Raw genomic sequence first — 26,276 nt, 5'->3', positions numbered from 1 at the left:
AACACAAAGGACTGAATACAGATGGCTGAGAACACCATTCAGTGGGACAAGGATGCCGACGGCATCGTCACCCTGACGTTGGACGACCCGACCGGTTCGGCCAACGTGATGAACGATCACTACAAGGTATCGATGCATAACGCTGTAGAAGAGTTAGCACGGCTTGTGGCAGAAGACCCTGATTCGATCACCGGCGTGGTGATCACCAGCGCCAAGAAGACCTTCTTCGCCGGTGGTGACCTCAAGGGCATGATGAACATCGGCCCCGACGACGCCGCCCAGGCGTTCGAGATGGTCGAGACCATCAAGGCCGACCTGCGCAAGCTGGAGACCCTGCCCAAGCCCGTCGTGGCCGCCATCAACGGCGCCGCGCTCGGCGGCGGCTTGGAGATCGCGCTGGCCACCAACCACCGCATCGCCGCCGACGTCAAGGGCAGCCAGATCGGGCTGCCCGAGGTCACCCTGGGCCTGCTGCCCGGCGGTGGCGGCGTGGCCCGCACCGTGCGCATGTTCGGTATCCAGAAGGCCTTCATGGAGGTCCTCTCGCAGGGCACCCGCTTCAACCCCACCAAGGCCAAGGAGACGGGCCTGGTCGACGAGCTCGTCGGTTCGGTCGACGAGCTGGTCCCTGCTGCCAAGGCCTGGATCAAGGCCAACCCCGAGGCCCACACGCAGCCGTGGGACGTCAAGGGCTACAAGATCCCCGGCGGCACCCCGTCCAGCCCGGCGCTGGCCGCGATCCTGCCGTCCTTCCCGGCCCTGTTGAAGAAGCAACTCAAGGGTGCCCCGATGCCCGCACCGCGGGCCATCCTGGACGCTGCTGTCGAGGGTGCCCAGGTCGACTTCGACACCGCCAGCCGCATCGAGAGCCGCTACTTCGTCTCGCTGGTCACCGGACAGACCGCCAAGAACATGATTCAGGCGTTCTTCCTGGACCTGCAGGCCATCAACGGTGGCGCATCGCGTCCCGACGGCATCGCCAAGCAGGACATCAAGAAGATCGGTGTGCTGGGCGCAGGCATGATGGGCGCCGGTATCGCCTATGTTTCGGCCAAGGCCGGCTACGACGTCGTCCTGAAGGACGTCACCGTCGAGGCCGCCCAGAAGGGCAAGGCGTACTCGGAGGGCTTGGAGGCCAAGGCGCTCAAGCGTGGCAAGACCACCGAGGAGAAGTCCGCGGCGCTGCTGGCTCGGATCACCCCGACCGCCGATCCGCAGGATCTCAAGGGCGTCGACTTCGTGATCGAGGCCGTGTTCGAGAACCAGGAACTCAAGCACAAGGTGTTCCAGGAGATCGAGGACATCGTCGAGCCCAACGCACTGCTCGGCTCGAACACCTCCACGCTGCCGATCACCGGTCTGGCGACCGGCGTGAAGCGCCAGGAGGACTTCATCGGCATCCACTTCTTCTCGCCGGTCGACAAGATGCCGCTGGTGGAGATCATCAAGGGCGAGAAGACCTCTGACGAGGCGCTGGCCCGGGTGTTCGACTACACGCTGGCCATCAAGAAGACCCCGATCGTCGTCAACGACAGCCGCGGCTTCTTCACCTCGCGCGTGATCGGCACCTTCGTCAACGAGGCGCTGGCCATGCTCGGCGAGGGCGTGGAGCCCGCATCGATCGAGCAGGCGGGTGCGCAGGCCGGTTACCCGGCGGCGCCGCTGCAGCTGAGCGATGAGCTCAACCTGGAGCTCATGCACAAGATCGCCGTGGCCACCAAGGAAGGTATCGAGGCTGCCGGCGGCACCCACGTGCCGCACCCGGCTGAGGCCGTCGTGGAGAAGATGATCGAGATCGGCCGCCCGTCGCGTCTGAAGGGTGCCGGTTTCTACGAGTACGTCGACGGCAAGCGGACGCAGCTGTGGCCGGGTCTGAAGGAGACCTTCAACTCCGGAACCTCCTCGATCCCGCTGCAGGACATGATCGACCGCATGCTCTTCGCCGAGGCGCTGGAGACTCAGAAGTGCATCGACGAGGGTGTGCTCACCTCTACCGCTGATGCGAACATCGGCTCGATCATGGGTATCGGCTTCCCGCCCTACACCGGTGGTTCGGCCCAGTTCATCGTCGGCTACCAGGGTGAGCTCGGTGTCGGCAAGGAGGCCTTCGTGGCCCGTGCCAAGGAGCTGGCCGCCCGCTACGGCGACCGCTTCCTGCCCCCGGCTTCGCTGGAGTCCTGAGCAACAACGTCAAAAGCCCCCGGCGCGAGTCGGGGGCTTTTGCGTGCCTGGGCATCTCAGCTCGGGTTCGAGTACACCCGGGTGGGCGTGATCAGCACTGCGGCGCGGCGTTCGTCGCGCATGACGCGGTCGTAGGTGTCCCAGTCGTCGTGGGTACCGCCGGCGGCTTCGAAGACGCCGCGCAAGAGCAGCCGCAGCTTCTCGGCGTCGGTGCCGGGATCAGGATCGTCGGGCCCGACGATGTCGACGGTGCCCTCGACCGTCACCCATTGCCAGCCGGCGCGGGCGACGACGGTGGCCCGGGGATCGGCGCGCAGGTGCGCGAGTTTTCGTGCTCCGCCGATTGCGACGAGGGCGACGACGGGCTCAGCGGTCCGGGGATGTGCCATCACCCCGGCATTGACCACCGAGGACTGGATGCTGCCGTCGCCGCGCAGCGTGCTCAGCACGCAGAGCCCGTGATCGCGGGACAGCATGTCGGCGAACTGCGATATGTCGGTCATGGCCGTACCTCAATCCGCCACGTCGAACGCGGCGTGGACTTTCGTGGGCTTGACCCGCACCACGAGTTCGCCTGGCACCCCGTTGCGGCGGCCGAATTCCTCGGCCCGCTCGGCACCCATGTAACGGCCGCCGGTGCGGGTGGCGATGTCGAGTAGCTCGGCGGGATCCTCGCTGACCGCGGCGACGCCCTGGACTTGGACGAACGCGAACGGCGGGGTGTCGTCATGGATACACAGCACCACCCGCGGGTCGCGGGCCAGCGCCCGGCCCTTGGCGGTGTCCTTGCCGGTGTTGAAGACCAGTTCGCCGTCGTCGACCACGAACCAGACCGGTGCCGACAATGGTCTGCCGTCGGCGGCCACCCAGCTCAGCACCGCGGTGCGGGTGCCTTCGGACAAGAACGTGATCACGTCGTCGGTGAGTTCGCCCATGTAGCCACGCTACGCCCGGGGCGGGGACCCGTGAGGCGCCCGAACGGCATGGTCGGTCGGCACGGTCCCGCAGACTACGGACTTACAAGGGTCCGTTGGCCGTCGCTGACCGGCAGGCTGAGTACAACGAGTCAAGCCGATTGGCGAGAAAGGCGGACGATCGTGGACGTCTACGAGGCAGTAGCCACCCGTCGCGCGGTCCGCGGCTTCACCGATCGGCCCGTCCCCAGGGAGGTGCTGCAGCGTGTGCTTTCGGCTGCGGCGTGGGCGCCGTCCGGGTCGAACCTGCAGCCCTGGCGCATCTTCGTGGTCGCCGGAGAGCCGCTCGCCCGGCTCAAGAAGCTCGCCGTCGAGCGGGTGGCCACCGGCGATGAGTGGGACGAGCCCGAGTACGTGATGTACCCGCCCGAACTGAAATCACCATATGGCGACCGGCGATCCCAATTCGGGAAGGAGCGGTACAGCGCACTCGGCATCGCGCGCGAGGACTGGGAGGCGCGTCAGCGGGCGGCCATCGCGAACTGGGAAGCCTTCGGCGCGCCCGCAGCCCTGTTCTGCTACATCGACTGTGACCTGGGCCGGCCCCAGTGGTCAGACCTGGGGATGTTCCTTCAGACGGTCATGTTGCTGTTGCGTGCCGAAGGTCTGCACAGCTGTCCGCAGATGTCGTGGGCGAAGGTCCGCAAGACCGTCGCGCAGTTCGTCTCACCCCCGGATGAGCTCATGCTCTTCTGTGGCATGTCGGTCGGGTACGAGGATCCGTCGGTCAGCTACATCCGTACCGGCCGGGCCCCGCTGACCGAAACGGTCACGTTCATCGACGATCAGCCGGTTCCGTTGAACGGGGCGGGCCAGTCCGGCAACGGCATGGTGTCGTAGAGCCGCACGCCCTTTGTGTTGAGCCGGGCGAGCGACTGTGTCACGCCCAATGGCAGCACCGAGATCAGCCGGCCCGCGCCGACCAGTGCGCGAATGCCCCAATTGCTGTTCGGAACAACGGTTTTCGCGTTGACGCGGGCCAGCTTCCGGCTGCCGACGACCGGCGCGAGCATCGTGCGTTCGTAGGCGGCGAAGGCCGCAGCGTAATCGTCACCGGCCCTGGCCATCTCGGCGGCCAAGACGTAGGCGCCGTACACCGCAAGGCTGGTGCTGCCACCGACCGCGGGCCCGGGGCAATAGCCCGCGTCGCCGACGAGGGTCACCCGTCCGCGTGACCACGTCGCCATCTCCAGCTGTGTGATGGCGTCGAAGTAGAACGTCGGCGTCGTGGGCACCTCGCCGAGCCAGCGGTCAACCTCGGGTCCCATGTGCTCGAAGGCGGCGCGCAGTTGTGATTTCTGGCGGTCCGCGTCGCGGTAGTCGTAGTCCAGCGGCCGGCTGGGGCGGAAGATGAACACCGCGCGCGCATCGTCGAGATGGTCGGCGGTGTAGATCCCCGCCATGTGGCCGGGCTTGAAGTGGCCGGTCATCTCGCCGTCGCGGGCCATGCCCTTGGGGACCGAGACGACAGAGAGGTATCCGCCGAGAAAGCTCTCGGAAACGTTGTCGCCGAACGTCAGTCGACGCACGCCGGAGTGCAGGCCGTCGGCTCCCACAACCACGTCGAAGCGGCGTGGGCCGTTGTGCTCGAACGTCACGTCCCCGTCGGGCGAGATCGAGGTGATGGTGTCGCCGAAGAGATACTCGACGTCGTCACGACCGGCGCGGTAATAGATCTCGCTGAGGTCGTCTCGCATGATCTCGACGTGCCGGTCGGACATTGCCCCGATGATCTTGAGGTAGTCCAGGCGGGCCGGGCGCGCCGTGCCGGGTCGGTGAACGATCAGCGCTGTGGTGCCGGTGGCGTGTGCCTCGATGTCGGACAGCACGCCCATGCGCTCGGAGATCTCCATGGCGGGTCGGAACAGGTCGACGGCGTGGCCGCCCGTCTTGCGCAATGCGGGGGAGTGTTCGACGACGGTGACGTCGACCCCGTGCCGCGACAGCCAGTAGGCGAGTACAGGTCCGGCAATGCTGGCGCCGGAGATGAGAACCTTCACGATGGCTCCTTACTTAACGGTCGGTAAGTGCTCCTTCCGTGAGCTTACCTATCGTTAAGTAAGTTAGGGTGGCTACGTGGCCAAGCCTGCATTGGATACCCGGCAACGCATCCTCGATGTGGCGCGCGAACTGTTCGCCGAGAAGGGCGTGGTGCGCACCAGCCTGCAGGACATCGCCGACCGCCTCGGCATCACCAAGCCCGCTCTGTACTACCACTTCCGGTCCCGGGAAGACCTGGTCCGCAGCATCCTGCAGCCCCTCATCGACGAGGGGGAGGCCTTCATCGCCGAGCAGGAACGCAAACGCGGCGCATCCCGCGCCTCGGCGCGGGAACTCCTGGAGGGTTACTTCGACTTCCATTTCCGGCACCGCGCCGATCTCGTCCTGATCGTTTCCGAGCTGACCACGTTGGTCGATCTGGGGTTGATCGACCAACTGCTGGCCTGGCGGGCTCGGCTTGGCGTGCTGGTGTTCGGGCGGCGCCCGACACTCGAACAATCCACCCGCGCGGTCATCGCATTCGGCGGTCTACAGGATTGCTGCCTGCAGTTCCCCGACACGCCCTACGAGCAGCTGCGTACTGCCACCGTGGACGGAGCGATGGCTGCGCTGGGCCTGTAGTTGCGACCATGGCCTGCCGGAGCGCGAATTCGTTTGCAACAGAAGCGCTGACGTATCCGCAGATTTTCTGCAGGGATCGCGTGTCAGATTGAATGGGTGAAGAGGTAATGTCGCGCCCGGTTGGTGCCGTTCTGGTCCAGCGCAGGCTCATCCCCGCTCGACAGCAACGTCCAGCCGTCCTTGAAGCGGCGTTGCACTTCGTCGAATCCGATGCCGGGCACACCCACCGCCGCACCAGGGATGAAGGCCACGATCAGCAGTTGTGCGCCGGGGGCGGCCACCGCACCGACTTCCCGTACGTAGGCGTCGCGGTCGGCGGGGCTCATCCCGTGTAGGCAGCCACTGTCGACGATCAGCTGGAAGCCCGCGCCGATACCTGATGAACTCAGTTGCGTCACATCGGCTTTGACGAAGTTCACGGGCAGCCCGGCGCCTTTGGCGCGAGCCTTCTTCAGCGGTTTGGCCACGTAGTCCACCCCGGTGACCCGCCAACCGTGCCGGGCCAGATACACCGCGTTGTCGCCGGTACCGCAGCCCAGGTCGAGTGCGGTACCGGGCGGCGACGTGGGGTGGGTACTCTCGACGAGCTTGGTCAGGCTATGCGCCAACGGGTGGCCGTCCCAGGGCGTGAACCCGAGCCGGTAGAGCCACCGGAACAGCCGTTGGCGCGAGCTCATGGCGTCACAGCGACCCCAGGTCCGAGGACAGCCAGTGCTCGGGCTTGAAGAACACCGCGACACTCTCACCGTGCTCACGGCGGGCGAACTCCAGATACGGCTCGACCTTCTCAGGAGCCAGGTAGCGCTTGGTCATCTCGAGGAGCTGCTCGTCGGTGCCCGGTTCGATGCGGGTGACCGCACCGTCGACGGCGACATAGCGCACCGTCGGCTCGAGCCGCTCGACCATCAGGGTCACATGCCCGGCTGCCTCGATCAGTCGATGCTTGCGTGATCCCACGCCGGTCAACACCCACGGCTCCCCGCCGGGGCTGTATTGGTACCAGATCGGGACGGTCAGCGGACCGCGCTTGTCCCCTGCGTATACCGAGAGGGCGGCGATGTGAGGTTCGGCCAGAAACTGTTCGCGTTCTTCCTTGGATAGGGCCATGAAAGTCAGGCTAGTCCGATGCCATGACACGCGTCGGCGTCGTAGAGTCGGGGTCCATGCGCTTCGGACTCTTCATCCCGCAGGGCTGGCGCCTTGATCTCGTCGATATTCCCACCGAAAGCCACTGGCCGGTGATGCGTGACCTCGCGGCCTACGCCGACGCAGGCGACTGGGATTCGCTGTGGGTCTACGACCACTTCCACACCGTTCCGGTGCCGACCGATGAGGCCACCCACGAGGCCTGGTCGCTGATGTCGGCCTATGCCGCGACAACGTCACGGATCAAGCTGGGCCAGATGTGCACCGCGATGAGCTACCGCAATCCGGTTTACCTCGCCAAAATCGCGGCCACCACCGACATCATCTCCGGTGGCCGCGTGCAGATGGGCATCGGCGGCGGCTGGTACGAGCATGAATGGCGGGCCTACGGCTACGGCTTTCCTTCAGCCGGGGTGCGCCTGGGCCGGCTCGACGAGGGCGTCCAGATCATGCGGGACGCCTGGCGCGACGGGCGGGTCAGCTTCGACGGCAAGCACTACCAGGTCGACGGCGCGATCGTCGCCCCTAAGCCGTTGCAGGACACCGGTATCCCGTTGTGGATCGCCGGCGGTGGGGAGAAGGTGACGCTGCGCATCGCGGCCAAGTACGCGCAGTACACCAACTTCACCTCCGAGCCCGACGGGTTTGCGCACAAGTCCCAAGTGCTGGCCGGCCATTGCCAAGATGTCGGCACCGACTACGACTCGATCGTCCGATCGGCCAATTTCAACGCCGTCATCGGGGATTCCGAGGCCGATGTCGCCGACCGCGTCGCGCGGTTGCGGGCCCGGCAGGTGCCGGTGGCCGGAGAAGCCGCTGTCGATGCCATGCTCGCCAATACCCTCGCACCCGAGTCGGCCAGCGGTACACCCGAACAGGTCATCGACAAACTGAAGCGGATGCGCGATCTGGGGTGCGAGTACGCGATTCTGTACTTCCCTGAGGCCGCCTACGACCGGTCGGGCATTGAACTGTTCGAGCAGAAGGTCATCCCCGCGCTGAGCTAGCCGGCGCGGAAGGCCGTCAAACGTACATCGCGCGACCGGGAGATGACCAGAGGCGATATCTCGGGTCATGCCTGTGTTGTCGCTGTGAGTCGGGTGGGTGCCCCATGATCCCCACGTGACGCTGAAAATGCGGGAAGTCACGGGCAGATCTGTTTCTGCCCCGACAATCGGGGCCGACGTGGCCACGGTGCTCAACCCCCTGCCGCGCATGGCTTCTCGCGCGGCCGCCGCGATCGACTGTTCCAGGCCCGTGCACAGCGCTGACATCGCTCAATCGCGGCTGTTCGAGGACATTCTGGTCGGCGAGATCGCCGAGCTGCGGGACCTTCTCGCGGCCACCGAGCTGCGGTGGCGACGCGTTCGGGAACGCCGCCGAGTGGCCGACGCGCCCATGCCGGAAGGGCTCGTTCGGCTGCACGCACGGATCGCCGAGGCCGAGCGTCTGCTGGTCCAGTTGCGGTCCCGATTTGGCTACGACGGAGATTCACTCCGGGTGATTTGAACAGCGGGGGCCGGTTCGGCTGCTGCCAGAGTTGTTCAGTCGGGTACGGCGACGACCCGATAGTGGGCGATGCCGGCCCGCCACTCGTCGAGCACCCCGCGCAGAACCTGCTCAGTGTCCGGCACTTTGGCCCCCGTCCACATGCAGGATCTCGCCGGTCACGAATCCGGCCTGCTCCAAGTAGAGCACTGCGTCGACTACCTCGTCGATATCGCCCATGCGTCCGAGCGGATGCAGCGCCGCCAGGAAGTCGTGGGTTTCGAGCGTGTGCATCGGGGTCCGGATGGTGCCCAGCGCGACGGCGTTGGCTCGGATGCCACGCGACGCGTACTCGATGGCCAGTGCCTTGGTTGCGGCGTTCAGACCGCCCTTGGTCAGCGACGCCAGTACCGAGGGCACCTGGGAGTTGGCGTGATCGACGAGGCTCGTGGAGATGGTGACCACGTGTCCGCCTCCGCCGTGCAATTCGATCGCTGCGATCCCGGCGCGGGTCAGTTCGAAGAATCCACGTTGGTTGACTCCGGTGACGGCGTCGTAGTCGTCGTCGGTGTACTCGGTGAAGGGCTTGGCGACGAAGATGCCGGCGTTGTTCACGATGGTGTCGACACGGCCGAATCGCTCGACGGCGGCGTCGATCAGTTTTCTACCCACTCCGGGTTGCCCGATATCGCCGGGGACGGTCAACACCATCGGATCGTCGCTCGCATCGATGGTCCGGGAATTGGCGACGACGGCGTAGCCCAGCTTGCGGTAGCCCGCTACCAGGGCCTCGCCGATGCCCTGGGAGGCGCCGGTGATGACCACGACGTGTGGTGTGGTGCTCATGGGAACTCCTTGTTTGAAAACGTCTGGACTGATGCACTGCTCAACGTGCCCGCCGCCCATGTCATGTCCGCCCTGCGCGACCTGTTGGCTCCTTGCTGGGAGGCTGCGCCTACTACGCTGCAACGGTGGAGCTACGCCAGCTGCGCTATTTCGTCACCGTCGCCGAAGAGTTGAACTTCGGCCGGGCCGCCGAGCGCCTGCGTATCGCCGGGCCGTCACTGTCCCAGCAGATCAAGGCGTTGGAACGCGACCTCAAAGTCACCCTGTTCGACCGCGACCGGCGCTCGGTGGCGCTGACTCAAGCAGGCACCGCACTACTGCCCGAGGCGCGGGCGCTGGTCCAGCAAGCCGATGAATTGCGCAGGCGCGCACAAGGTCTGGCGGCATCAGAGCCGGTTCGGATCGGATATGTGAACTGGTGCCCGACGGATTGGGCCGAGCGGGCCTCGGGGGTGGCCCAGGTGCGGGTGGACACCTGGGTGATGCCGTCGCACACGCAGGCCGCCCGGGTCGCCGAAGGAAACCTCGATCTGGCGATCTGCTGGGTGCAGAACACCGACCTGGAGGCGCTGTCGTTGCAGGCCAGGCTGATTGGGGTGGATCGGTTGTACGCGCTGTGCGCCGGTACCGACGAATCCCCGGTCGCCGCCCGCGACACCACGGTGCTGGTCGATACGGACGCGGCAAGCTGGTCGTCGTGGAATCGCTACGGCGAGCTGTTCGCCGCGGCGGTCGGGGCGCCCGTGATGCGCACCGATGACGGGGGCGTCACCGGCCCCACGTTCTTCGAGCATGTGCGACGGCTGCGCCGGCCCGTCCTCAACAATCCAAAGGGGCAGGATGTGTCGTTGCCCGCGGGCCTGGTGCGTCGCCCCGTGGTGGCGCCCACCCCGTTATGGACGTGGTCGTTGGTGTGGCGTCGGGCCGAGGACAGCCCGGCGGTTCTCGCCGTCGTCGACGAGTTCACCCGCGGCATCGGCGATCTCGGTCTGGACGACCCCGGCGCCTGGGTGCCCGACGACGATCCGCATCACCGCCGACACCACGGCGGCAGCTGACACCACCAGGGCGCCGACCAGCAGTGCTGGCGCGAAACCTCGGTGCAGCAGCGGCGCGACCACGAGCGGGCCGAGGATCTGGCCGACCGAGTAGCCGGTGGTGAGCAGCGCGACGGCGCGCGGGTACCGCAGCAGCCTGCCTGCGGCCAGAGCCAGCGTGCTGACACCGATGAAGGTGCCGCCGAACAGCACCGCGCCCACCAGCGCAGCGGTGACCCCGCCGACCATGCCGGCCACGGCGATCCCGACCGCCTGCAGCGCCAGCGCCGCCACCAACAGTGCCGGATGTGACCATCGGCTGCTCAGCGCCGCCCACAGCGCTGCCGACGGCACCGTGGCGAGGCCGACGACCAGCCATGTGCTCCCACCCAGCCACTCCGGTGCACCCTGGGCGACGGCCGCCACCAGGAAAGTTCCGGCGATGATGTAGCCGATCCCTTCCAGCGTGTAGCTGGTCAGCAGCAGAGTGAACGGGCCGTGGGGCGGCCGGGCGTCACCGGCCGGTGCGGTTGCGGTGCTGTGCGGGACGGCAGGCATCGACCAGGCGGCCAGACCCAGCACGGCAGCCACCGCGGCCGCCGCCCACCAGGCCATTTTCCAGTCTCCGGTGGCCAGCACCAGCAGTGCCGACAGCGCGATTCCGGCGCCGACCCCGCCGAATCCCCATCCGGCCAGGTGTGCGGGATGTCCGTGCAGGTGCTCCAGCATGGTGTTGACGGCGATCACGAACACCAAGGCACTGGTGAATCCGGCCACGCCACGCAGTACCGCCCATTCGAATGTGTTCGTAGCCAACGGCATCGCAGCCAAGCTGGCCGCCATCACGGGAAGAGACACGCGGCACACCGTGAACGAGCGGGCCAGCCGCGGCCAGATCGAACCCGCCAGCGCCCCGGCGAGATAACCCACATAGTTCGCGGTGGCGAGGACGGCGGCATCGTGGGCGGTGAGACTGGCCTGCGCCGACATCAGCGGAAGGATCGGGGTATAGACGAAGCGGCCGATACCCATCGCCGATGCCAGTGCCGCCGCGGTTCGGGCCACGTGTCCGTGTGTGCGCATCGGCCCATCGTGTGACGTGCGGATCTCGCAGCGCCACGACCGAAAGGCTCACAGCTGAAAGGCGGTGTCTCCCACCGGTCGGGGATCGCGAGCGCGGTTCTGCCGCTATCGCTCACGGTCCGTCGCCGGGAGGTGGCACGATCTGTGGGTATGGAAAAGATCTCGCTCACCGCGATTGCCCGTCAGCAGTTGGCCTCAGCCCGCACAGCCAGCAGCGGACGCAGTGCCCACACGGTCTACGGAGGCCACGAGCATCAGTTGCGCCAGACCCTGATCGCGCTGACCGAGGGAAGCGGCCTCGACGAACACGAGAGTCCGGGGGAGGCCACGCTGCAGGTGATCGAGGGCCGGGTGAAGCTGGCCAACGCCGAAGCCAGTTGGGAAGGCTCTCCCGGCGATCACATCGTGATCCCGCGTACCCGCCACAGCCTGCACGCGCTCGAGGATTCGGTGGTGCTGCTCACCGTGGTCAAGGCCATGGGTCCGCACACCTGAGATTGAGCCTGGCCTTATCCCGATACCGTCGGTACTGTATACCCCGAGTCCGGGGTTGGCTTCCCGGTGCTTCACCGGGGAGGTGGCCGATGACTGTGCCCAGCGCGCACACCGCAAACAGCACGTGTCCAGCCCGCGGGGTCGGGACGCTGCACCCACCGCGCTGGGCGCCGACGCCGGTGCGCTGGCAACATACCGAGGTCGGGTACCTCAGATCGTGGTGGCTGGCCCTCAAGGCGATCCGGGCCGGCTACCGGCACACCATCTACGAGTACGCCACCGAACTGCCGGGCCAGGACGACATCGTCGTCGCCCGTACGCCGCTCGCCAAGTTCGTGGTGGTGCGCAACCCCGACATCGCCAGGCACGTGCTGGTTTCCAACCAGGACAACTACGCCAAGAACGCCGAGTACGACCTGCTGGCCGTGGCATTCGGCCGGGGTCTGGTCACTGATCTCAATGATGAACTGTGGCAACGTAACCGGCGTCTGGTCCAGCCGATCTTCGCCAAGCGGCAGGTGGATGCCTTCGCGCCACAGATGACCGAGGCCAGTGTAGCCGCAGCCCGGCGTTGGGAGGACAGCGCGGCCGCAGGCCAACCGGTGGACGTCGCCGCGGAGATGAACTATCTGACGCTCGACATTATCGCCCGTACCATGTTCGGCATCGAGCTCAACGGCCGGCTCGCCGAGCAGATGCGCACCGACTTCGCCCGTCTGCTGACGCTTTTCGGGTACGGCTTCCTGCTCGGGGCAGCCCGGCCACTGCGCCGGATCGCCGAGCGGGTCTCGTCGCCGCGGCTGTCGATCAACGCGTTGCGGCGCGGTGCGTGGCTGGTAGCACCCCGGACCCGGCGCGGATTGCGGCGCATCGAGCGGTTCATCGACCAGCTCATCGCCGACCATCGCAGCGGCAAGATGGAGCGCACCGACAATCTGCTGGCCTTGTTGATCGCCGCCGAAGATCCCGAAACCGGTTACCGCTACAGCGATCTGGAGATCCGCGACGAGGTGATGACGTTCCTCGGTGCCGGCTTCGAAACCACCGCGGCGGCGCTGGCGTGGACCTGGTATCTGCTGTCGCAGAACCCGGATGCCCGCGACCGGCTCGGACGTGAACTCGACGAGGTGCTCGGCGGTCGCGAACCCACCGCGGACGACGTCGACAATCTGCCGTGGACACAGGCTGTGGTGGCCGAGGCGATGCGCGTCTGCCCGCCCATCATGGGTGTGGCCCGGGTGGCGAAATCCGATGACGTGCTGGGTGATTACCCGATCAAGGCCGGCACCAGCGTCGCCATTCTGACCCACAGCATGCACCACCACGATCGGGTGTGGCCTGACGCGCGCGACTACGATCCGGCACGGTTCCTCAAGGAGAACCTCGAGCCGGCGCAGCGCCGCGCCCACATGCCGTTCGGTGCGGGCCGGCGGATGTGCGTCGCGTCGGGTTTCGCGAACTTCGAGGCCGCACTCGTGATCGCCACCCTCGCCCAGCGTTTCGAGCTCGATCTCGTTGCGGGGCAACGGCTACGTCGTGAGCTCACCTTTACCGGCGGGCCGGACGGTGAATTGCTGATGACGGTGCGCAAGCGGGCTATCGGCGGTGACTGAGCACATTGACCACGTTGCCCGCCGCGTCGGCGAAGAAGAACCGCCGTACACCCCACTCCTCGTTGCTGAGTGGATGCACGATCTCCAACCCCGCCTCGACCGCGGCCGCATAGGCGGCGTCGACGTCGTCGACTTCGATCGATACCGACGGATTCACCGGTGCGGTGGCGTCCTTCGTCATCAGACTCACCTGATGGCGCAGCTCGGCATCGGCCAGGGTGACGATCCAGCCGTGGTTCATCACCTCGGTCAGGCCGAGGGTCTGGGTGTATGCCTCGGCGACAGCCAAATCGGACACCGTGAGCACCGGCATCACTCGGCGGACTGTCATATCGCCGGGCCCAACAGGTCGTCGGCGTCCTTGATGACGTAGCCGTATCCCTGTTCGGCCAGGAAGCGCTGCCGGTGCGCGGCGTACTCGGCATCCAATGAATCGCGCGAGACCACCGAGTAGAACACCGCCCCACCGCCGTTGGCCTTGGGGCGCAACAGCCGGCCCAGCCGCTGGGCCTCTTCTTGGCGGGAGCCGAAGGTGCCCGAAACCTGAACGGCGACAGAGGCTTCCGGAAGGTCGATGGAGAAGTTCGCCACCTTGGAGACCACCAGCGTGGAGATCTCGCCGCGGCGGAACGCGTCGAACAGCGCCTCGCGCTCGGAGTTCTTGGTCGACCCCTGGATCACCGGGGCGTTCAGTTCCTCACCCAGTTCTTCCAGCTGATCCAGGTAGGCTCCGATCACCAGCGTCGGCTCGCCCGGATGGCGTTCCAGGATCGAGCGGACCACCGCGATCTTGGTGTGCACCGTCGAGCACAGCTTGTAGCGCTCTTCGGGTTCTGCGGTGGCGTAGAGCATCCGCTCGTTGTCGGTCATCGTCACCCGCACCTCGATGCACTCGGCGGGGGCGATCCAGCCCTGGGCCTCGATGTCCTTCCACGGTGCGTCATAGCGCTTCGGGCCGATCAGCGAGAACACGTCACCTTCGCGCCCGTCCTCGCGGATCAGCGTCGCCGTCAGGCCCAATCGGCGCCGGGACTGCAGATCGGCGGTCATCCGGAACACCGGTGCCGGCAGCAGGTGCACCTCGTCGTAGATGATCAGCCCCCAGTCGCGGCTGTCGAACAGTTCGAGATGCTTGTACTCGCCCTTGGTGCGGCGCGTGATCACCTGATACGTCGCGATGGTGACCGGGCGGATCTCCTTCTTCTCACCGGAGTATTCGCCGATCTCGTCCTCGGTCAGCGAGGTGCGGGCCACCAGTTCACGCTTCCACTGCCGCCCGGCCACGGTGTTGGTGACCAGAATCAGCGTCGTCGCCCCGGCCTTGGCCATCGCGGCCGCCCCGACCAGCGTCTTGCCGGCGCCGCACGGCAACACCACCACACCGGAGCCGCCCGCCCAGAACGAGTCGGCGGCCATCTCCTGGTAGTCGCGCAGGTGCCAGCCGTCTTGAGCCAGTTCGATCGGATGGGCCTCCCCGTCGACATAGCCGGCCAGGTCCTCGGCCGGCCAGCCGATCTTGAGCAGCATCTGCTTGACGCGGCCACGCTCGCTGTTGTGCACCATCACGGTGTCGTCGTCGATGCGCGCGCCCAGCATCGGGGCGATTTTCTTGTTGCGCAGCACCTCCTCCAGCACCGCGCGGTCCAGGCTGACCAGCGTCAACCCGTGCGCCGGGTGCTTGATCAGCTGCAGCCGTCCGTAGCGGGCCATGGTGTCGACGATGTCGACCAGCAGCGGCTGCGGTACCGGGTATCGGGAGAAGCTGACCAGCGCGTCGACCACCTGCTCGGCGTCGTGGCCGGCCGCCCGGGCGTTCCACAGCGCCAGCGGGGTGATGCGGTAGGTGTGCACGTGCTCGGGGGCGCGTTCGAGCTCGGCGAACGGCGCGATGGCGGCGCGCGCCGCACCGGCCTGTTCGTGGTCGACCTCGAGCAGCACCGTCTTGTCGGACTGCACGATCAGTGGGCCGTCGGTCATTCTGTCCATTATTACGAACCGAGCACTATGCGGAAGATTGCGGCCACCTGGTGACGGCAATCTTCAGCGAAAGTACCCTCGATCCCCGGTCGTCAGTCGGTGTCGGCCGAGACCACGGACGTGACCCGGTGGATGGCGAACTCGCGGACCCGCCCGGCCGCCGGATCGAACGCGGTCAGCTGGCCGCCGCGCACGTTGATGGGGGAGACGACGCGCTGCGTGGCCACCCCCGCGGGGTCGACGTAGCCGATCACCACCGACGTCTGGTTGATCGCCGCGTCCTGCAGTTGGGTGATGGCCATCGCCGGGTCCAGGCGCACGCTGGCGAACGGGCCCGAGGCCACCTTGCGCAGGACCGCGACGATCGCGCCCAGGGTCTGCGCGGTCGGTGGGGTGGGGGGTCGGTAGACGCGGCGGCGGGTCGGTGCCACGACGCGCGCGCCCCGGGCCCTGATGTCGACGACGGTGCCGGTGGAGTCCTCGGCGGCCGGTGCGAATCCGGCTTCGCGCAGCACCGTGAGCACGTCGGCGATCGGGGCCTGAGACACCGCAACGGTCGGAGCGAGCAGCCGTAGCTCCAGGCGGTCGGCACCTGGTGAGGCGACGGCCTGCGCCAAGAGAGCGGGGTCCTCACACCGCAAGAACGACGACGCCATGCCGACGCGCAGCTGGCCGTGGCGGCGCGCGACGTCGTCGATGAGATACGTCAACCCCTGTGGCACGGGTGTTTTCGAGTGTTTTTCGAAAAGTTTGTGCAACTCGCTGGCGGTCCGGCCGGCATCGAGCGCGCGCCGGATGGACGCTTCGCTGATCCGGTAGACCATCGCCGCGCCCGCCGATTCCACGGTGGCCACCCCGGCCAGATGCTCGGCCAGATCACGCTCCAGAGGGCCCGGCACGATCACCGTGAGGTCAGCCTGCAGCAGAAAGTGGTCGAGCGGCTTGGGCAGCGCTTTCTCCATCGCCGCCAGCACGTCCTCGTCGGGGTCGCCGGTCAGCAGACCGCGGGCCGGCGTGCTGATCGCGCCGCGGCCCACCATGCCCAGCGCATGAGCTTCGGCGAGGAGTCCGCTGACGGTCGCCGGTTGCAGCCGCGCCGCCCACCGGGGCCGTCGCCAGACCATCGCGCGCGATGCCTCAGTGCCGTCGACCCCGGTGCCCGGGGCCAGCTCGGCCAGCACCCTCAGCATCAGCCGGCGGTCCAGCGGAGCGGCCGTCGAATACAGCGAATCCGAGAGGGCGGCAAAGGGTTTGTTGTCCGGCCCGCGACTGCCGATCAGGGCGGGCCGGGCCGGCAGGTCCAGCCAGGTCGCGGCCAGCAGGTGCCAGCGCACGGCGGTGGGGGATTCGACGAACCGGTCGGCTGCCACCGTCGGCGCCCAGTAAGGCCCGGTCCCGTCACCCGGATCCGGTTCGGGCATGCCGGCCGCGATCAGCCCCGAGCCCGCGGACAGTTCCAGCAGCAGTCCCAGCCGCGGTTCGTCGATGCCGGTGGTCTTGGCCAAGCGTTTGACGTCACGCACTCCGAGCCCGCCGTTGCGTAACTCGGGAACCGGTGCGCTGCCCAGGGTTTCGATGATCAGGTCGATCTCACGTAGGAGGTCGATTGCCGCACCGGCGGCCACGGCGTCCACATCGGCGGGCGTTGTCACGGTCGTCTCGAGGACCGGTGCGGTCAGTTCCACCGGGCCGGGGGCCTCACCGCGCATCACCTGGCCGACCACCCGCGGCAGGATCACCGTCTCGTCGTCGATCCGGCGTAGCAGCCCGGCCTCCACCAGCCGTGGCACCGGCCGGTCGGGCGGGGTGCCGGGGGCCGCGTCACGCGTGCGGCCCATGGGCGACCCTTCCAGCAGACGGGCCAGCAGATCGCTCTGGGCTTCGTCGAGGCCTGCCAGTAGGCCGGCGATCTCGTCGGCGCTGCGCTCGGACACTTCGACGGCGGCCTGGCCGACGAACCAGGGCAGTCCGGAGGCGACTTCGGGCGCTACCCGCAGGGTGGCCTCGCCCCAGACGAGAGCCCGCTCGCGCAGATCTTCCAGGGCGGCGGTGATGTCATCGGCGCCGACGCGCTCGCCGAGCAGTTCGTTCACTTCGGACACCGCCACGGCATGTGCGTCGGCATGCAGGACGAGCAATGCGTCCAGGACAGCCAGCCGCAGGAAGTCCAGGGAATCGGTGGCAGCCTTGACCGACTGCCGTGAGGTGGCGCGCGCGGCAAGCGCAGCGATCGTTCCCGGTGGGGGCTGGCTCAGGTCGGGCCGCAGTTCCAGCAGGCGGATGAGGCCCTTGTCGTCGAGGTCGGACAGCCAGGCGCCCAGCGGGTATCCGGGAGTCTGTGCGGCGGTCATTTCCTGACCAGCGTAGAGCAGCCCGCCGGTCTCGCCACCAGACGAGGAGCCTGCCACAATGTGGGGCGTGGCTGACAACAAGAAGAACCATTACGTCGACAACGGCTGGCCCGTGCTCTCCGACGGCGATGATCACGCCGTAAGTGAGCTCGCCACCGACCGCACCGGCGCACTGTCCCCGTTCGGCGATGTGACCTTTCCATTGCCGGCCGACGAACTGCCCTTCATCCAGTCGGCCACCGTCGTCAACAGGTAACAGTGGGACTGTCGCACCTCGACGAGTCCGGCGCGGCACACATGGTCGACGTCTCGGCCAAGGACGTCACCAAGCGCACCGCGGTGGCCGTGGGCACCCTGCACACGCGGCCCGATGTGGTGGCCCTGATCGCCTCGGGGGGTCTGCCGAAGGGTGACGCCCTGGCCACCGCGCGGGTGGCCGGAATCATGGCCGCCAAGCGGACGCCCGAGCTGATCCCGCTGTGCCATCAATTGGCGCTGACCGGCGTCGATGTGGATTTCGGCGTCCGCGATGCCGCAGTGGCCATCACCGCCACCGTGCGCAGCACTGATCGCACCGGGGTCGAGATGGAAGCCCTGACCGCGGTGAGCGTCGCCGCGCTGACGCTGTACGACATGATCAAGGCCGTCGACCCCGCCGCACGCATCGACGACATCAAAGTGCTGCGGAAAGAAGGCGGTAAAACGGGAGTATGGGAAAGCCCGTCGGAAAAAACTCAGCAGTGACGCGTTCGGCGCGGGTCATCATCGCCTCCACCCGCGCCGCGGCGGGGGTGTACGACGACCGAACCGGCCCCCTCATCGTCGGCTGGCTGTCCGATCGCGGCTACGACGTCACCGAGCAGATGGTCGTCGCCGATGGGCACGCCGTCGCCGATGCGCTGCGCGCCGCCCTGGCTGAGCGCGTCGACCTGATCATCACCTCCGGCGGAACCGGTATCTCCCCGACCGATGCGACGCCGGAAACCACCGCGTCGGTACTCGACTACCAGATTCCCGGGTTGGCCGATGCCATTCGCCGGGCCGGCGTGCACAAGGTGCCCACCGCCGTGTTGTCCCGAGGCGTGTGTGGTGTCGCCGGACGCACGTTGATCGTCAACCTGCCCGGGTCACCTGGCGGGGTGAAAGACGGCCTTGGCGTGTTGGCCGGTGTGCTCGAGCATGCTTTGGACCAGCTCAGCGGAAAGGACCACCCCACCAGATGAGCGCAACCGTCGTCCGTGTCGAACTGGCCGAGACGCCCATCTCGCTGACCGAGTACGAGGCTCTGGTGGCCCATGAGGCGGCCGGGGCGGTAGTCGGGTTCTCCGGGGTGGTCCGTGATCACGACGGGGGCCGTTCGGTCACTCGGCTCGACTATTCCGCGCACCCCAATGCCCTTCAAACCTTGCAAGAGGTGGCCGCCGAGGTGGCCGCGGAAGCCACCGGCGTGCGTGCGATCGCAGTCAGCCACCGTATCGGGACCCTGCAAATCGGAGACGCCGCCTTGGTGGCTGCGGTGGCCGCAGACCATCGCGCGGCGGCGTTCGAAACCTGCGCCCGGCTCGTCGACACCGTCAAAGAGCGGCTACCGGTGTGGAAGCACCAGTACTTCTCCGACGGCACCGACGAGTGGGTCGGCTCGGCCTGAAACTCAGCCGTTGATGATGACGTTGCCGTCGAGACCTTGCTGCTCGATGGCCTGCTGGATCTTCTCGGTGTAGCTCACCGGCTGTACGGGTGCCGGGGCCGCTTCGGGAGCCGGGGCCTCGGGCAGCGGGGCATCCACGGGAGCGGGTGCCTCAGGCGCCGGCGGCGCCTCGGGAGCGGGCACCTGCAGTGCGGCGTCGGCGATCGGGGCGGCCTCGGGGGCCGGCGCCAGCGCGGCATCCACCGGGACGGCCTCGGGGGCCGGTGCGGGGGCCTCAGGGGCCGGCGGCAGGTTCTCGGGGGCCGGCGGCAAGTTTTCTGGAGCCGGCGGGGCGTCGGCCGGCAGCGGTGCGTCGAGCGGCGCGGCGTCGGGGGGCGGCGGCAGTTCACCGTTGACCGCAGGCGCGTCCAGCGGAGCAGGAGCGGGCTCGGCGACGACGTTGCGCGGGCTGGCGCCCGAGAGGCCGCGACCGCAGGTGGGCCAAGCGCCCTTGCCCTGGCTGGCCAGAACGCGCTCGGCGACGGCGATCTGCTCTTCCTTGGTGGCCATGAAGGCGGTGGGCGCGTACTCGCCGCCGCCGTGGGAGGCCCACGTGCTCGGGGAGAACTGCAGACCGCCGTGGTAGCCGTTGCCTGTGTTGATCGCCCAGTTGCCACCGGACTCGCAGCGGGCTACCTGGTCCCACTCGCCGTCAGTGGCAGCCATGGCCTGACCGGCCATGGCGAGGCCGCTTCCACCGAGCACAGCGCCGGTAAAGGCGATCTTGGCGACATTCTTTGCTGAAGACGAGGAAGCAGGCTTGCGATGCCGTCCACTCATAAGCGTGAAGGTCCTCTCGTATGCGCCCACGAGGTCAGCTGTCGGGTTCGGGTGGGAGAGGTCACCCGGCCGGCGTCGTCGAAACGGCGACGGCTTCACCCCAAGGGGCCGCAAGCGGCTCCTGGTCCTGAGATAAATCGGTGGACCGGTTGGGTCCCCCGCCTCCATCCTTGTTGTTCGTCGTTAACCCCTGCCCGATGGATGGAGCTCGGCGCTACCGGTTGGGGTAGGTCAACTGATTAGGGTCGGTTGACTTGGGAATGAACGGTAACGGCTTCCCGCTATCCCGTCACTTTTGGCGGCCTCGGGCGTTTTGGCTCTGAGCAAACTCTAAAAGTTGTTTAAAGGTGCAGGTTATTTCGGCGTTCTCGCAGGTGGGCGAAGGGCTCCACCGCGCTGTAGCCAGCTCGTGACCATTTCGTTATGTGATGCAAATCACGTTAGCCGCCGGCGAAGGGCGGTAACACATCGATGGTCTCCGACGTTGAAAGCGGCTTGTCCATATCGCGGACCGCCACCCCGTCCAACAGGTATGAGCAGCGCTTTAGTACCCGGGCGAGTTCCGCGTCGCGACCGCTGAGCTGATCCACGAGCGTCGCGACGGTGGAATCCTTTGCCAAATCTAACGTTTCCGTATCAACTCCGGCTGCGGCTGCCGCAGCGGCGAAATAACGGACCGTTACGGCCGTGGTGGGCTCTGTCATCTACCCGCCGATCGCACTCATCGGCCGGACCGGCTGCACGAAATCGGGGTCATTGATGCCGTGCCCCGCGGGCTTGGCCCACATCGCCGTACGCCAGGCCGCCTCGATGGCGTCGTCATCGGCGTCCCCGCGCAACAGCGCGCGCAGGTCGCTCTCCTCCGTGGAGAACAGGCAACTGCGGATCTGGCCGTCGGCGGTCAGCCTGGTGCGGTCACAGGCCCCACAGAATGCGTGCGACACCGAGGCGATCACGCCGACAGCGCCTGCGGGGTGATCGGCGCTCTCGGCGACCTGCCACAGCTCGGCCGGCGCGGAACCGCGCGGCGACGGATCGGGCTGCAGGTCGAAGTGGCGACGCAACGTGGTCAGGATGGCCTCGGCGTCGATCACGGTGCCGCGCTGCCAGGTGTGCCCGGCGTCGAGCGGCATCTGCTCGATGATCCGCAGCTGGTATCCGTGATCCAGGCAGTAGGCCAGTAGGCCCACCGCGTCGTCGAGGCCCGAAACCGGGTCGAGTACCGCGTTGACCTTCACCGGCTCCAGGCCGGCCGCTTTGGCGGCCGCCAGACCGTCGAGCACGTCGACCAGCCGGTCTCGGCGGGTGATCCGGGCGAAATGGGCGGCGTCGACGCTGTCCAGTGACACGTTGATCCGGTTCAGCCCGGCTTGTTTGAGCCCTGCCGCGCGCCGCGCCAAACCGATGCCGTTGGTGGTCAGGGTGATCTCCGGCCGCGGCTGCAATGCTGCAGCGGCGGACACCACATCCTCCAGATGGCGGGTGACCAACGGTTCGCCGCCGGTGAACCGCACGCTGGTGATGCCGAGCCGGGTGACGGCGATGCCCAACAACCGGCTCAGTTCCTCGGCGCTGAGCAGCGCCTCGCCGGGCAGCCAGTCCAGGCCTTCAGCGGGCATGCAGTACGTGCACCGCAGATTGCACTTGTCGGTCAGGGAGACCCGCAGGTCGGTGGCGATCCGGCCGTAGGTGTCCACCAGCGGGCCGGTGGTGGGGGCCGGAGCATGCGGCGCGCCACCCGACCTGTTGACGGCGGGCAGCCCGAGCGAGGTCAGCGTCATACCGCGGCCTTGAGTGAGTCGACCGGGACGATCTCCTTGCCCAGCGGCACCAGCGAGACCGGGATCATCTTGAGGTCGGCGAGCGCCAATGGGATTCCGATGATGGTGACGGCCATGGCCGCCGCGCTGACCAGGTGGCCGATGGCCAACCAGATGCCGAACAACAGCACCCAGATGACGTTGCCGATCAGGGCGCCGGGCCTGGCGCCGGGCTTCTCCACGATCGTGCGGCCAAAGGGCCACAGGGCGTAGGAGGCGATGCGCAGCGAGGCGAACCCGAACGGGATCGTGATGATCAGGACGAAGCAGATGAGCGCGGCCAGCAGGTATCCCAACGCCAGCCACAGGCCGCCGAAGACCAACCAGATGATGTTCAGAATCACTCGCATTACCGGCGTATCTCTCTTCCAGAGGTGGTTTCCAGCCTACCGAGTAATAGGGGTGAAGCACCGAGGGAGGGCCGAGTAAGATCGCTCCATCGCGTCCCGGCGCTGACGGGACGCGAGCTTTATGTGTGTAGGCAGTTCTGACAAGACGAGCGGGTGAGTGCAGTGCCGACCGGCAAGGTGAAGTGGTACGACGCCGAAAAGGGCTTCGGCTTTGTGTCCCAAGAGGACGGTGAGGACGTCTATGTGCGGTCCTCGGCGTTGCCCGCGGGTGTCGAAGGCCTCAAGGCCGGTCAACGCGTGGAATTCGGCGTGGCTGCCGGTCGTCGTGGCCCGCAGGCGTTGAGCCTCAAGCTCATCGACCCGCCCCCGAGCTTGAGCCGGGCCCGCCGCGAGGCCGAGCGTCCCGAGCACAAGCACACGCCCGACGAGTTGCACGGCATGGTTTCGGACATGATCACGCTGCTCGAGGACATCGTCCAGCCCGAGCTGCGCAAGGGCCGCTACCCCGACCGCAAGGTCGCGCGCCGGGTGTCCGAGGTGGTCAAGGCTGTGGCGCAGGAGCTCGACGCCTGACGCTGTCTGCGGGCATGCTGGGGATATGGCCCAGGGCTCGTACGTCGCAACCGGCAGCGGTGAGTTCAACCGCGATACCAACTACATCACCACCAGGATCACGGCCGATGGCCGTGACGGCTTTCCCGTCGAACCGGGCCGGTACCGGCTGATCGTCGCGCGGGCCTGCCCCTGGGCCAACCGCACGATCATCGTCCGGCGCCTGCTGGGTCTGGAAGATGTTCTGTCCATTGGCTTTTGCGGGCCTACGCACGATGCGCGCAGTTGGACCTTCGACCTCGACCCCGGCGGTCTCGATCCGGTGCTCAAGATCCCGCGGTTGCAGGACGCGTACTTCAAGCGTGACCCCGAGTATCCGAAGGGCATCACCGTGCCCGCGATCGTCGAGATCGACACGGGTGCGGTGGTCACCAACGATTTCGCCCAGATGACGCTGGACTTTTCCACCGAGTGGACGGCCTATCACCGCGAGGGTGCCCCGCAGCTGTATCCCGAGCCGCTGCGTGCCGAGATCGACGAGGTGGCCAAGCGTATCTACACCGAGATCAACAACGGGGTGTACCGGTGTGGTTTCGCCGGCTCACAGCAGGCCTACGATGCGGCCTACGACCGGTTGTTCGCCGCGTTGGACTGGCTGACCGACCGGCTGAGCACTCAGCGATTTCTGGTGGGCGACACCATCACCGAGGCCGACGTGCGGCTGTTCACCACACTGGCCCGGTTCGACCCGGTCTATCACGGGCATTTCAAGTGCAACCGGTCCAAGCTCGCCGAGATGGACGTGCTGTGGGCGTACGCGCGGGATCTGTTCCAGACGCCGGGATTCGGTGACACCATCGATTTCGTCCAGATCAAACAGCACTACTACCTCGTGCATTCGGACATCAATCCGACGCAGATCGTGCCCAAGGGTCCGGATCTGGCCAACTGGCTCACGCCGCATGGTCGGGAATCATTGGGCGGCAGGCCTTTCGGCGACGGCACCCCGCCGGGGCCGACGCCCGAGGGCGAGCGCGTACCGTCCGGACACTCAGCCGGCTAGCGCGGGTCCGCGTGCTCGCGGTCCGGCCATATCGTGCTGACCGACCACTCGGCGTGCGGCAGCGCGAACTCCTCGCCGTCTTGATCCTGGACCAGGGTCAGCAGCTGGACCGCCAGCCCGGTCAGCCGGCCCCGGTTGGGGTCGACCGTGGGGATGGTGACGGCCAGCGTGGTCTTGGGTGCGTAGTACGTGACGGTTGTGTCGATCGGATTCTCGTAGACCCGCAGCAGGCGCCACGGCGCCCGGGCGACCGCGCTGGGCACGGAGAGCTGCACCGGGCTGTCCTCGGTGACCCGAAGCTCACCCGTGTCGCGCGGTTCCTGGCAGTCATCGAGGTTGAGCACCTCGCAGTACTGGAACGGTTCGACCCGCACCGAGTGCCCGTGCGAGTACGCACTGATCTGCGGCAGTCGGTCGCCGTGCGAACTGTGCAGGCGCCAGACCCCGACCGCGGTGCCGGCGATCGCCAGCACGACCACGGCCGCCAGGACCGCCAGAGCACGTTTCATCGGGACTCCCACTGTGCTGTCCTCGGGGCGGCGGAGCGGCGGCTGCCGCCTTCTCGTGCGGCATGGACCGGGCGGTTGCCGCCCAGGCCGGGAATCAGTGATTCGCCGCGGTAGCTCACGATCGTCTGCGCCAGGCCCAATATCAGCACGGCCGTGATCGTAGTGAACCCGACTGTGAGGTCTGTGTAGATCAGCACCCCGGTGGCGCCGCCGGCCACCCAGGCCAGCTGCAGCACCGATTCGGACCGGCCGAACGCCGAGGCCCGTGAGGCCTCGGGCAGATCGTCCTGCAGGGACGCGTCCAGCGAGGCCTTGGCGATGGCGCTGGCGGCCGAGGTGACGAGCGTGGCCCCGGCAGCCACCAGAAGATTTCCGGTCAGTGCGGTGGCCAGGGCGACGACGGTGACCGCCCCGGCCGCCCGTACCACCAGCTGGGCGGGGTGGCCGAGTTTGAGCCGGGCCGCGGTGATGTTGCCGCCGAAGTTTCCGATGCCGGCCGCGGCGCCGATCAGCCCGAGGATCAGCAGCTGTTCCCAACCGCTGGCATCGTGGGACTTGGCGACGAATGCGGGGTAGAGGAACAGGAACCCGACCATCACCTTGATGGTGCAGTTGCCCCACAACGCGGTGATGGTGTTGCGGCCCAACGGCTGACGTTCGGCCTTGGGCTTGTCGGGGTGCCGACGCAGCTCGTCGGCCCGGCCCGCCGATTGACCGTGGTAGCTGAGCGTGGTGGGCACCTCACCTTCGGTCACCTCGACCCATTTCGGGATCCGCATGGACAGCACGGCGCCGGCGACGCTGACCGCGACCACCATGTACAGCGCCCCGGGCAGTTCCGCCATGTTGAACAGGTACTCGGCGCCGGCGGCGATCGCGCCGCCCACGACGGTGCCACCGAGTAGTCCGAAGGTGGTCAACCGGGAGTTCACCCGGACCAGGTCGATCGACGGGGGCAACACGCGCGGGGTGACCGCGCTGCGCAGCACGGAGAAGGATTTGGACAGCACCATCATTCCGAGCGCGCATGGATAGAGCACCCAGGACGGATAGCTTCCGGTGGCGCCGTCGTAGTTGGCGATCAGCACCACGATCAGCACGGTGCGCAGCGCGAAGGACGCGGCCAGCGCCACTCGGCGGCCGTGCTGCAGGCGGTCGAGTGCGGGCCCGATCAGTGGGGCGATCACCGCGAACGGTGCGATGGTGATCAGCAGGTACAGCGCCACCTTGCCCTTGGACTCGCCGCTGGCCGCGGCGAAGAACAGCGTGTTGGCCAGGGCCACGGCCATGGCCGCGTCGACGGCGAAGTTCGCCACGACCGGCCAGGTCAGTGCCGTCAGCCCCGACTTGTCGGCGCCGTCGGCGGTTGCCGCACGGTGTACGAAACCGTACATGCGCGAACCCATTTCGCGACTGCGCGCCGCTGCTGCCCGGGTGACTGTGACCCTCTCGCCGGCCGCTGACCCGACACCCCGGCGCGGCGGTGTGTCGTCGGGCGCGGAATGCGCGGCGGTGTGTTGCTCATCGAGTGGCGGCAGCCAGCGGTTGGAGCTGGGCACTGATTGCCTGCGTGGCCGGCGCGGCGTCTCATCGCTGGGGTAGTTCGCCATTCCGGGATGTTCCGCACCGTGATCGGCTGGGGGCCGCGGCGGGTAGTAGGTCACCCCTCGATTCTCTCTTATCCGGCGTCCAGGCGGCCGAC

At 67.4% G+C, this 26,276-nt stretch carries 29 protein-coding genes, 1 pseudogene and 1 riboswitch; of the genes and pseudogenes, 14 read left to right on the top strand and 16 right to left on the bottom strand.

All coding sequences use genetic code 11. The annotated features are described in order from the left end of the window. The first annotated feature begins 21 nt into the window (after positions 1–21). Complete coding sequence (locus BKG60_RS17700; protein WP_070944729.1) at positions 22–2,181, top strand: 3-hydroxyacyl-CoA dehydrogenase NAD-binding domain-containing protein; 2,160 nt, start codon at positions 22–24, stop codon at positions 2,179–2,181. A 56-nt stretch (positions 2,182–2,237) separates the two neighbouring features. Here BKG60_RS17700 and BKG60_RS17695 read toward each other — a convergent pair whose 3' ends face one another. Further along, entirely contained in the window at positions 2,238–2,684 is a 447-nt protein-coding gene (locus BKG60_RS17695) for a TIGR03618 family F420-dependent PPOX class oxidoreductase (RefSeq protein ID WP_070944730.1), read from the bottom strand. Positions 2,685–2,693: 9 nt separating this feature from the next. Next, entirely contained in the window at positions 2,694–3,116 is a 423-nt protein-coding gene (locus BKG60_RS17690) for a PPOX class F420-dependent oxidoreductase (RefSeq protein ID WP_070944731.1), read from the bottom strand. A gap of 162 nt (positions 3,117–3,278) precedes the next feature. Between BKG60_RS17690 and BKG60_RS17685 the strand changes: the two genes are divergently transcribed. Next, the gene (locus BKG60_RS17685) at positions 3,279–3,995 is read left to right on the top strand and encodes a nitroreductase (protein WP_070944732.1); all 717 of its coding nucleotides are present in this window, start codon (positions 3,279–3,281) and stop codon (positions 3,993–3,995) included. On the opposite strand, the gene BKG60_RS17680 is transcribed toward BKG60_RS17685, so the two are convergent. Continuing rightward, a complete protein-coding gene (locus tag BKG60_RS17680) occupies positions 3,941–5,155 on the bottom strand; it encodes an FAD-dependent monooxygenase (RefSeq protein ID WP_070944733.1) in 1,215 nt (404 codons plus the stop codon). The two genes, BKG60_RS17685 and BKG60_RS17680, sit on opposite strands and share 55 nt — an antisense overlap. Before the next feature lie 76 nt (positions 5,156–5,231). On the opposite strand from BKG60_RS17680, the gene BKG60_RS17675 reads away from it, so the two are divergent. After that, entirely contained in the window at positions 5,232–5,777 is a 546-nt protein-coding gene (locus BKG60_RS17675; RefSeq protein WP_070944734.1) for a TetR/AcrR family transcriptional regulator, read from the top strand. An 83-nt stretch (positions 5,778–5,860) separates the two neighbouring features. On the opposite strand, the gene BKG60_RS17670 is transcribed toward BKG60_RS17675, so the two are convergent. Together BKG60_RS17670 and BKG60_RS17665 are read right to left on the bottom strand one after the other, a co-directional pair. Next, complete coding sequence (locus BKG60_RS17670; protein WP_070944735.1) at positions 5,861–6,454, bottom strand: class I SAM-dependent methyltransferase; 594 nt, start codon at positions 6,452–6,454, stop codon at positions 5,861–5,863. Between the two features lie 4 nt (positions 6,455–6,458). After that, on the bottom strand, positions 6,459–6,884 hold the full coding sequence (locus BKG60_RS17665) for a pyridoxamine 5'-phosphate oxidase family protein (RefSeq protein ID WP_070944736.1): 426 nt from the start codon (positions 6,882–6,884) through the stop codon (positions 6,459–6,461). 56 nt (positions 6,885–6,940) lie between these two features. Here BKG60_RS17665 and BKG60_RS17660 point away from each other — a divergent pair, with 56 nt between their 5' ends. Beyond that, positions 6,941–7,930, top strand: coding sequence for an LLM class F420-dependent oxidoreductase (locus tag BKG60_RS17660; protein ID WP_070944737.1), 990 nt, complete (start codon positions 6,941–6,943; stop codon positions 7,928–7,930). 115 nt (positions 7,931–8,045) lie between these two features. Then, positions 8,046–8,432, top strand: a complete 387-nt coding sequence (locus tag BKG60_RS17655; RefSeq protein ID WP_131823375.1) for a hypothetical protein — start codon at positions 8,046–8,048, stop codon at positions 8,430–8,432. 111 nt (positions 8,433–8,543) lie between these two features. Here the strand turns inward: BKG60_RS17655 and BKG60_RS17650 are convergent, their stop codons facing one another. Further along, positions 8,544–9,257, bottom strand: coding sequence for an SDR family NAD(P)-dependent oxidoreductase (locus tag BKG60_RS17650; protein ID WP_070944739.1), 714 nt, complete (start codon positions 9,255–9,257; stop codon positions 8,544–8,546). A gap of 125 nt (positions 9,258–9,382) precedes the next feature. On the opposite strand from BKG60_RS17650, the gene BKG60_RS17645 reads away from it, so the two are divergent. Next, entirely contained in the window at positions 9,383–10,315 is a 933-nt protein-coding gene (locus BKG60_RS17645) for a LysR family transcriptional regulator (RefSeq protein WP_075909796.1), read from the top strand. 42 nt (positions 10,316–10,357) lie between these two features. On the opposite strand, the pseudogene BKG60_RS32525 reads toward BKG60_RS17645, so the two are convergent. Further along, positions 10,358–11,326, bottom strand: a pseudogene (locus BKG60_RS32525) (YbfB/YjiJ family MFS transporter); the annotation flags it as partial. Between the two features lie 201 nt (positions 11,327–11,527). Here BKG60_RS32525 and BKG60_RS17635 point away from each other — a divergent pair. Next, positions 11,528–11,872: a cupin domain-containing protein gene (locus BKG60_RS17635; RefSeq protein WP_070944741.1), complete on the top strand. Its 345-nt coding sequence runs from the start codon at positions 11,528–11,530 to the stop codon at positions 11,870–11,872. Between the two features lie 89 nt (positions 11,873–11,961). Then, entirely contained in the window at positions 11,962–13,485 is a 1,524-nt protein-coding gene (locus BKG60_RS17630; RefSeq protein ID WP_070944742.1) for a cytochrome P450, read from the top strand. Here the strand turns inward: BKG60_RS17630 and BKG60_RS17625 are convergent. The 3 genes from BKG60_RS17625 to BKG60_RS17615 form a co-directional block, all read right to left on the bottom strand. Further along, positions 13,469–13,816 (bottom strand): VOC family protein, encoded by a 348-nt coding sequence (locus tag BKG60_RS17625; RefSeq protein ID WP_070944743.1) that lies wholly within the window; start codon positions 13,814–13,816, stop codon positions 13,469–13,471. The genes BKG60_RS17630 and BKG60_RS17625 overlap by 17 nt on opposite strands. Further along, positions 13,813–15,462, bottom strand: a complete 1,650-nt coding sequence (locus BKG60_RS17620) for a DNA repair helicase XPB (protein ID WP_070944744.1) — start codon at positions 15,460–15,462, stop codon at positions 13,813–13,815. The genes BKG60_RS17625 and BKG60_RS17620 overlap by 4 nt, the downstream gene beginning before the upstream one ends. 92 nt (positions 15,463–15,554) lie before the next feature. Next, the gene (locus BKG60_RS17615; RefSeq protein ID WP_070944745.1) at positions 15,555–17,813 is read right to left on the bottom strand and encodes a helicase-associated domain-containing protein; all 2,259 of its coding nucleotides are present in this window, start codon (positions 17,811–17,813) and stop codon (positions 15,555–15,557) included. Between the two features lie 58 nt (positions 17,814–17,871). Between BKG60_RS17615 and BKG60_RS17610 the strand changes: the two genes are divergently transcribed. The 4 genes from BKG60_RS17610 to BKG60_RS17595 are packed head-to-tail and all read left to right on the top strand — an operon-like array spanning position 17,872 to position 19,461. Further along, the gene (locus BKG60_RS17610) at positions 17,872–18,069 is read left to right on the top strand and encodes a hypothetical protein (RefSeq protein WP_070944746.1); all 198 of its coding nucleotides are present in this window, start codon (positions 17,872–17,874) and stop codon (positions 18,067–18,069) included. A 2-nt stretch (positions 18,070–18,071) separates the two neighbouring features. Then, positions 18,072–18,557: a cyclic pyranopterin monophosphate synthase MoaC gene (moaC, locus tag BKG60_RS17605; RefSeq protein ID WP_075909794.1), complete on the top strand. Its 486-nt coding sequence runs from the start codon at positions 18,072–18,074 to the stop codon at positions 18,555–18,557. Then, on the top strand, positions 18,554–19,036 hold the full coding sequence (locus BKG60_RS17600; RefSeq protein ID WP_070944747.1) for a MogA/MoaB family molybdenum cofactor biosynthesis protein: 483 nt from the start codon (positions 18,554–18,556) through the stop codon (positions 19,034–19,036). The genes moaC and BKG60_RS17600 overlap by 4 nt, the downstream gene beginning before the upstream one ends. Then, the gene (locus BKG60_RS17595) at positions 19,033–19,461 is read left to right on the top strand and encodes a molybdenum cofactor biosynthesis protein MoaE (RefSeq protein ID WP_070944748.1); all 429 of its coding nucleotides are present in this window, start codon (positions 19,033–19,035) and stop codon (positions 19,459–19,461) included. The genes BKG60_RS17600 and BKG60_RS17595 overlap by 4 nt, the downstream gene beginning before the upstream one ends. Before the next feature lie 3 nt (positions 19,462–19,464). On the opposite strand, the gene BKG60_RS17590 is transcribed toward BKG60_RS17595, so the two are convergent. From BKG60_RS17590 to BKG60_RS17575, 4 genes are all read right to left on the bottom strand, one after another. Beyond that, the gene (locus BKG60_RS17590; protein ID WP_070944749.1) at positions 19,465–20,280 is read right to left on the bottom strand and encodes a transglycosylase family protein; all 816 of its coding nucleotides are present in this window, start codon (positions 20,278–20,280) and stop codon (positions 19,465–19,467) included. Positions 20,281–20,288: 8 nt separating this feature from the next. After that, positions 20,289–20,473: riboswitch (cyclic di-AMP (ydaO/yuaA leader) on the bottom strand. Positions 20,474–20,720: 247 nt separating this feature from the next. Next, positions 20,721–20,984: a MoaD/ThiS family protein gene (locus tag BKG60_RS17585; RefSeq protein WP_070184580.1), complete on the bottom strand. Its 264-nt coding sequence runs from the start codon at positions 20,982–20,984 to the stop codon at positions 20,721–20,723. Then, positions 20,985–22,061 carry a GTP 3',8-cyclase MoaA gene (gene moaA, locus BKG60_RS17580; protein WP_070184579.1) on the bottom strand — a complete coding sequence of 359 codons (1,077 nt, stop codon included), beginning with the start codon at positions 22,059–22,061 and terminating at the stop codon, positions 20,985–20,987. Continuing rightward, the gene (locus BKG60_RS17575) at positions 22,058–22,450 is read right to left on the bottom strand and encodes a YccF domain-containing protein (RefSeq protein WP_070184578.1); all 393 of its coding nucleotides are present in this window, start codon (positions 22,448–22,450) and stop codon (positions 22,058–22,060) included. The genes moaA and BKG60_RS17575 overlap by 4 nt, the downstream gene beginning before the upstream one ends. 162 nt (positions 22,451–22,612) lie before the next feature. Between BKG60_RS17575 and BKG60_RS17570 the strand changes: the two genes are divergently transcribed. Both BKG60_RS17570 and BKG60_RS17565 read left to right on the top strand, forming a co-directional pair. After that, positions 22,613–23,023, top strand: a complete 411-nt coding sequence (locus BKG60_RS17570) for a cold-shock protein (protein WP_003884584.1) — start codon at positions 22,613–22,615, stop codon at positions 23,021–23,023. 25 nt (positions 23,024–23,048) lie between these two features. After that, a complete protein-coding gene (locus tag BKG60_RS17565; protein ID WP_070944750.1) occupies positions 23,049–24,065 on the top strand; it encodes a glutathione S-transferase family protein in 1,017 nt (338 codons plus the stop codon). Here BKG60_RS17565 and BKG60_RS17560 read toward each other — a convergent pair. Both BKG60_RS17560 and BKG60_RS17555 read right to left on the bottom strand, forming a co-directional pair. Further along, positions 24,062–24,574: a DUF2771 domain-containing protein gene (locus tag BKG60_RS17560; RefSeq protein WP_070184576.1), complete on the bottom strand. Its 513-nt coding sequence runs from the start codon at positions 24,572–24,574 to the stop codon at positions 24,062–24,064. The two genes, BKG60_RS17565 and BKG60_RS17560, sit on opposite strands and share 4 nt — an antisense overlap. Further along, positions 24,571–26,184, bottom strand: a complete 1,614-nt coding sequence (locus BKG60_RS17555; RefSeq protein WP_234998135.1) for an MFS transporter — start codon at positions 26,182–26,184, stop codon at positions 24,571–24,573. Before BKG60_RS17555 ends, BKG60_RS17560 begins: the two co-directional genes overlap by 4 nt. Positions 26,185–26,276 lie beyond the last annotated feature (92 nt).

Source organism: Mycobacterium syngnathidarum, assembly GCF_001942625.1.
GTDB classification, from domain to species: Bacteria; Actinomycetota; Actinomycetes; order Mycobacteriales; family Mycobacteriaceae; genus Mycobacterium; species Mycobacterium syngnathidarum.
This window is presented reverse-complemented; position numbering and strand designations above follow the sequence as displayed.

Excerpts from the sequence above, each read along its gene's own strand:
- BKG60_RS17565 (WP_070944750.1), top strand. The coding sequence starts at position 23,049 with ATGGCCCAGGGCTCGTACGTCGCAACCGGCAGCGGTGAGTTCAACCGC.
- BKG60_RS17615 (WP_070944745.1), bottom strand. The coding sequence starts at position 17,813 with ATGACCGCCGCACAGACTCCCGGATACCCGCTGGGCGCCTGGCTGTCC.
- BKG60_RS17630 (WP_070944742.1), top strand. The coding sequence starts at position 11,962 with ATGACTGTGCCCAGCGCGCACACCGCAAACAGCACGTGTCCAGCCCGC.
- BKG60_RS17625 (WP_070944743.1), bottom strand. The coding sequence starts at position 13,816 with ATGACAGTCCGCCGAGTGATGCCGGTGCTCACGGTGTCCGATTTGGCT.
- BKG60_RS17665 (WP_070944736.1), bottom strand. The coding sequence starts at position 6,884 with ATGGCCCTATCCAAGGAAGAACGCGAACAGTTTCTGGCCGAACCTCAC.
- BKG60_RS17575 (WP_070184578.1), bottom strand. The coding sequence starts at position 22,450 with ATGCGAGTGATTCTGAACATCATCTGGTTGGTCTTCGGCGGCCTGTGG.
- BKG60_RS17670 (WP_070944735.1), bottom strand. The coding sequence starts at position 6,454 with ATGAGCTCGCGCCAACGGCTGTTCCGGTGGCTCTACCGGCTCGGGTTC.
- BKG60_RS17590 (WP_070944749.1), bottom strand. The coding sequence starts at position 20,280 with ATGAGTGGACGGCATCGCAAGCCTGCTTCCTCGTCTTCAGCAAAGAAT.
- BKG60_RS17595 (WP_070944748.1), top strand. The coding sequence starts at position 19,033 with ATGAGCGCAACCGTCGTCCGTGTCGAACTGGCCGAGACGCCCATCTCG.
- BKG60_RS17620 (WP_070944744.1), bottom strand. The coding sequence starts at position 15,462 with ATGACCGACGGCCCACTGATCGTGCAGTCCGACAAGACGGTGCTGCTC.
- BKG60_RS17585 (WP_070184580.1), bottom strand. The coding sequence starts at position 20,984 with ATGACAGAGCCCACCACGGCCGTAACGGTCCGTTATTTCGCCGCTGCG.
- BKG60_RS17560 (WP_070184576.1), bottom strand. The coding sequence starts at position 24,574 with ATGAAACGTGCTCTGGCGGTCCTGGCGGCCGTGGTCGTGCTGGCGATC.
- BKG60_RS17555 (WP_234998135.1), bottom strand. The coding sequence starts at position 26,184 with ATGGCGAACTACCCCAGCGATGAGACGCCGCGCCGGCCACGCAGGCAA.
- BKG60_RS17650 (WP_070944739.1), bottom strand. The coding sequence starts at position 9,257 with ATGAGCACCACACCACACGTCGTGGTCATCACCGGCGCCTCCCAGGGC.
- BKG60_RS17635 (WP_070944741.1), top strand. The coding sequence starts at position 11,528 with ATGGAAAAGATCTCGCTCACCGCGATTGCCCGTCAGCAGTTGGCCTCA.
- moaA (WP_070184579.1), bottom strand. The coding sequence starts at position 22,061 with ATGACGCTGACCTCGCTCGGGCTGCCCGCCGTCAACAGGTCGGGTGGC.
- BKG60_RS17690 (WP_070944731.1), bottom strand. The coding sequence starts at position 3,116 with ATGGGCGAACTCACCGACGACGTGATCACGTTCTTGTCCGAAGGCACC.
- BKG60_RS17695 (WP_070944730.1), bottom strand. The coding sequence starts at position 2,684 with ATGACCGACATATCGCAGTTCGCCGACATGCTGTCCCGCGATCACGGG.
- BKG60_RS17660 (WP_070944737.1), top strand. The coding sequence starts at position 6,941 with ATGCGCTTCGGACTCTTCATCCCGCAGGGCTGGCGCCTTGATCTCGTC.
- BKG60_RS17610 (WP_070944746.1), top strand. The coding sequence starts at position 17,872 with ATGTGGGGCGTGGCTGACAACAAGAAGAACCATTACGTCGACAACGGC.
- BKG60_RS17700 (WP_070944729.1), top strand. The coding sequence starts at position 22 with ATGGCTGAGAACACCATTCAGTGGGACAAGGATGCCGACGGCATCGTC.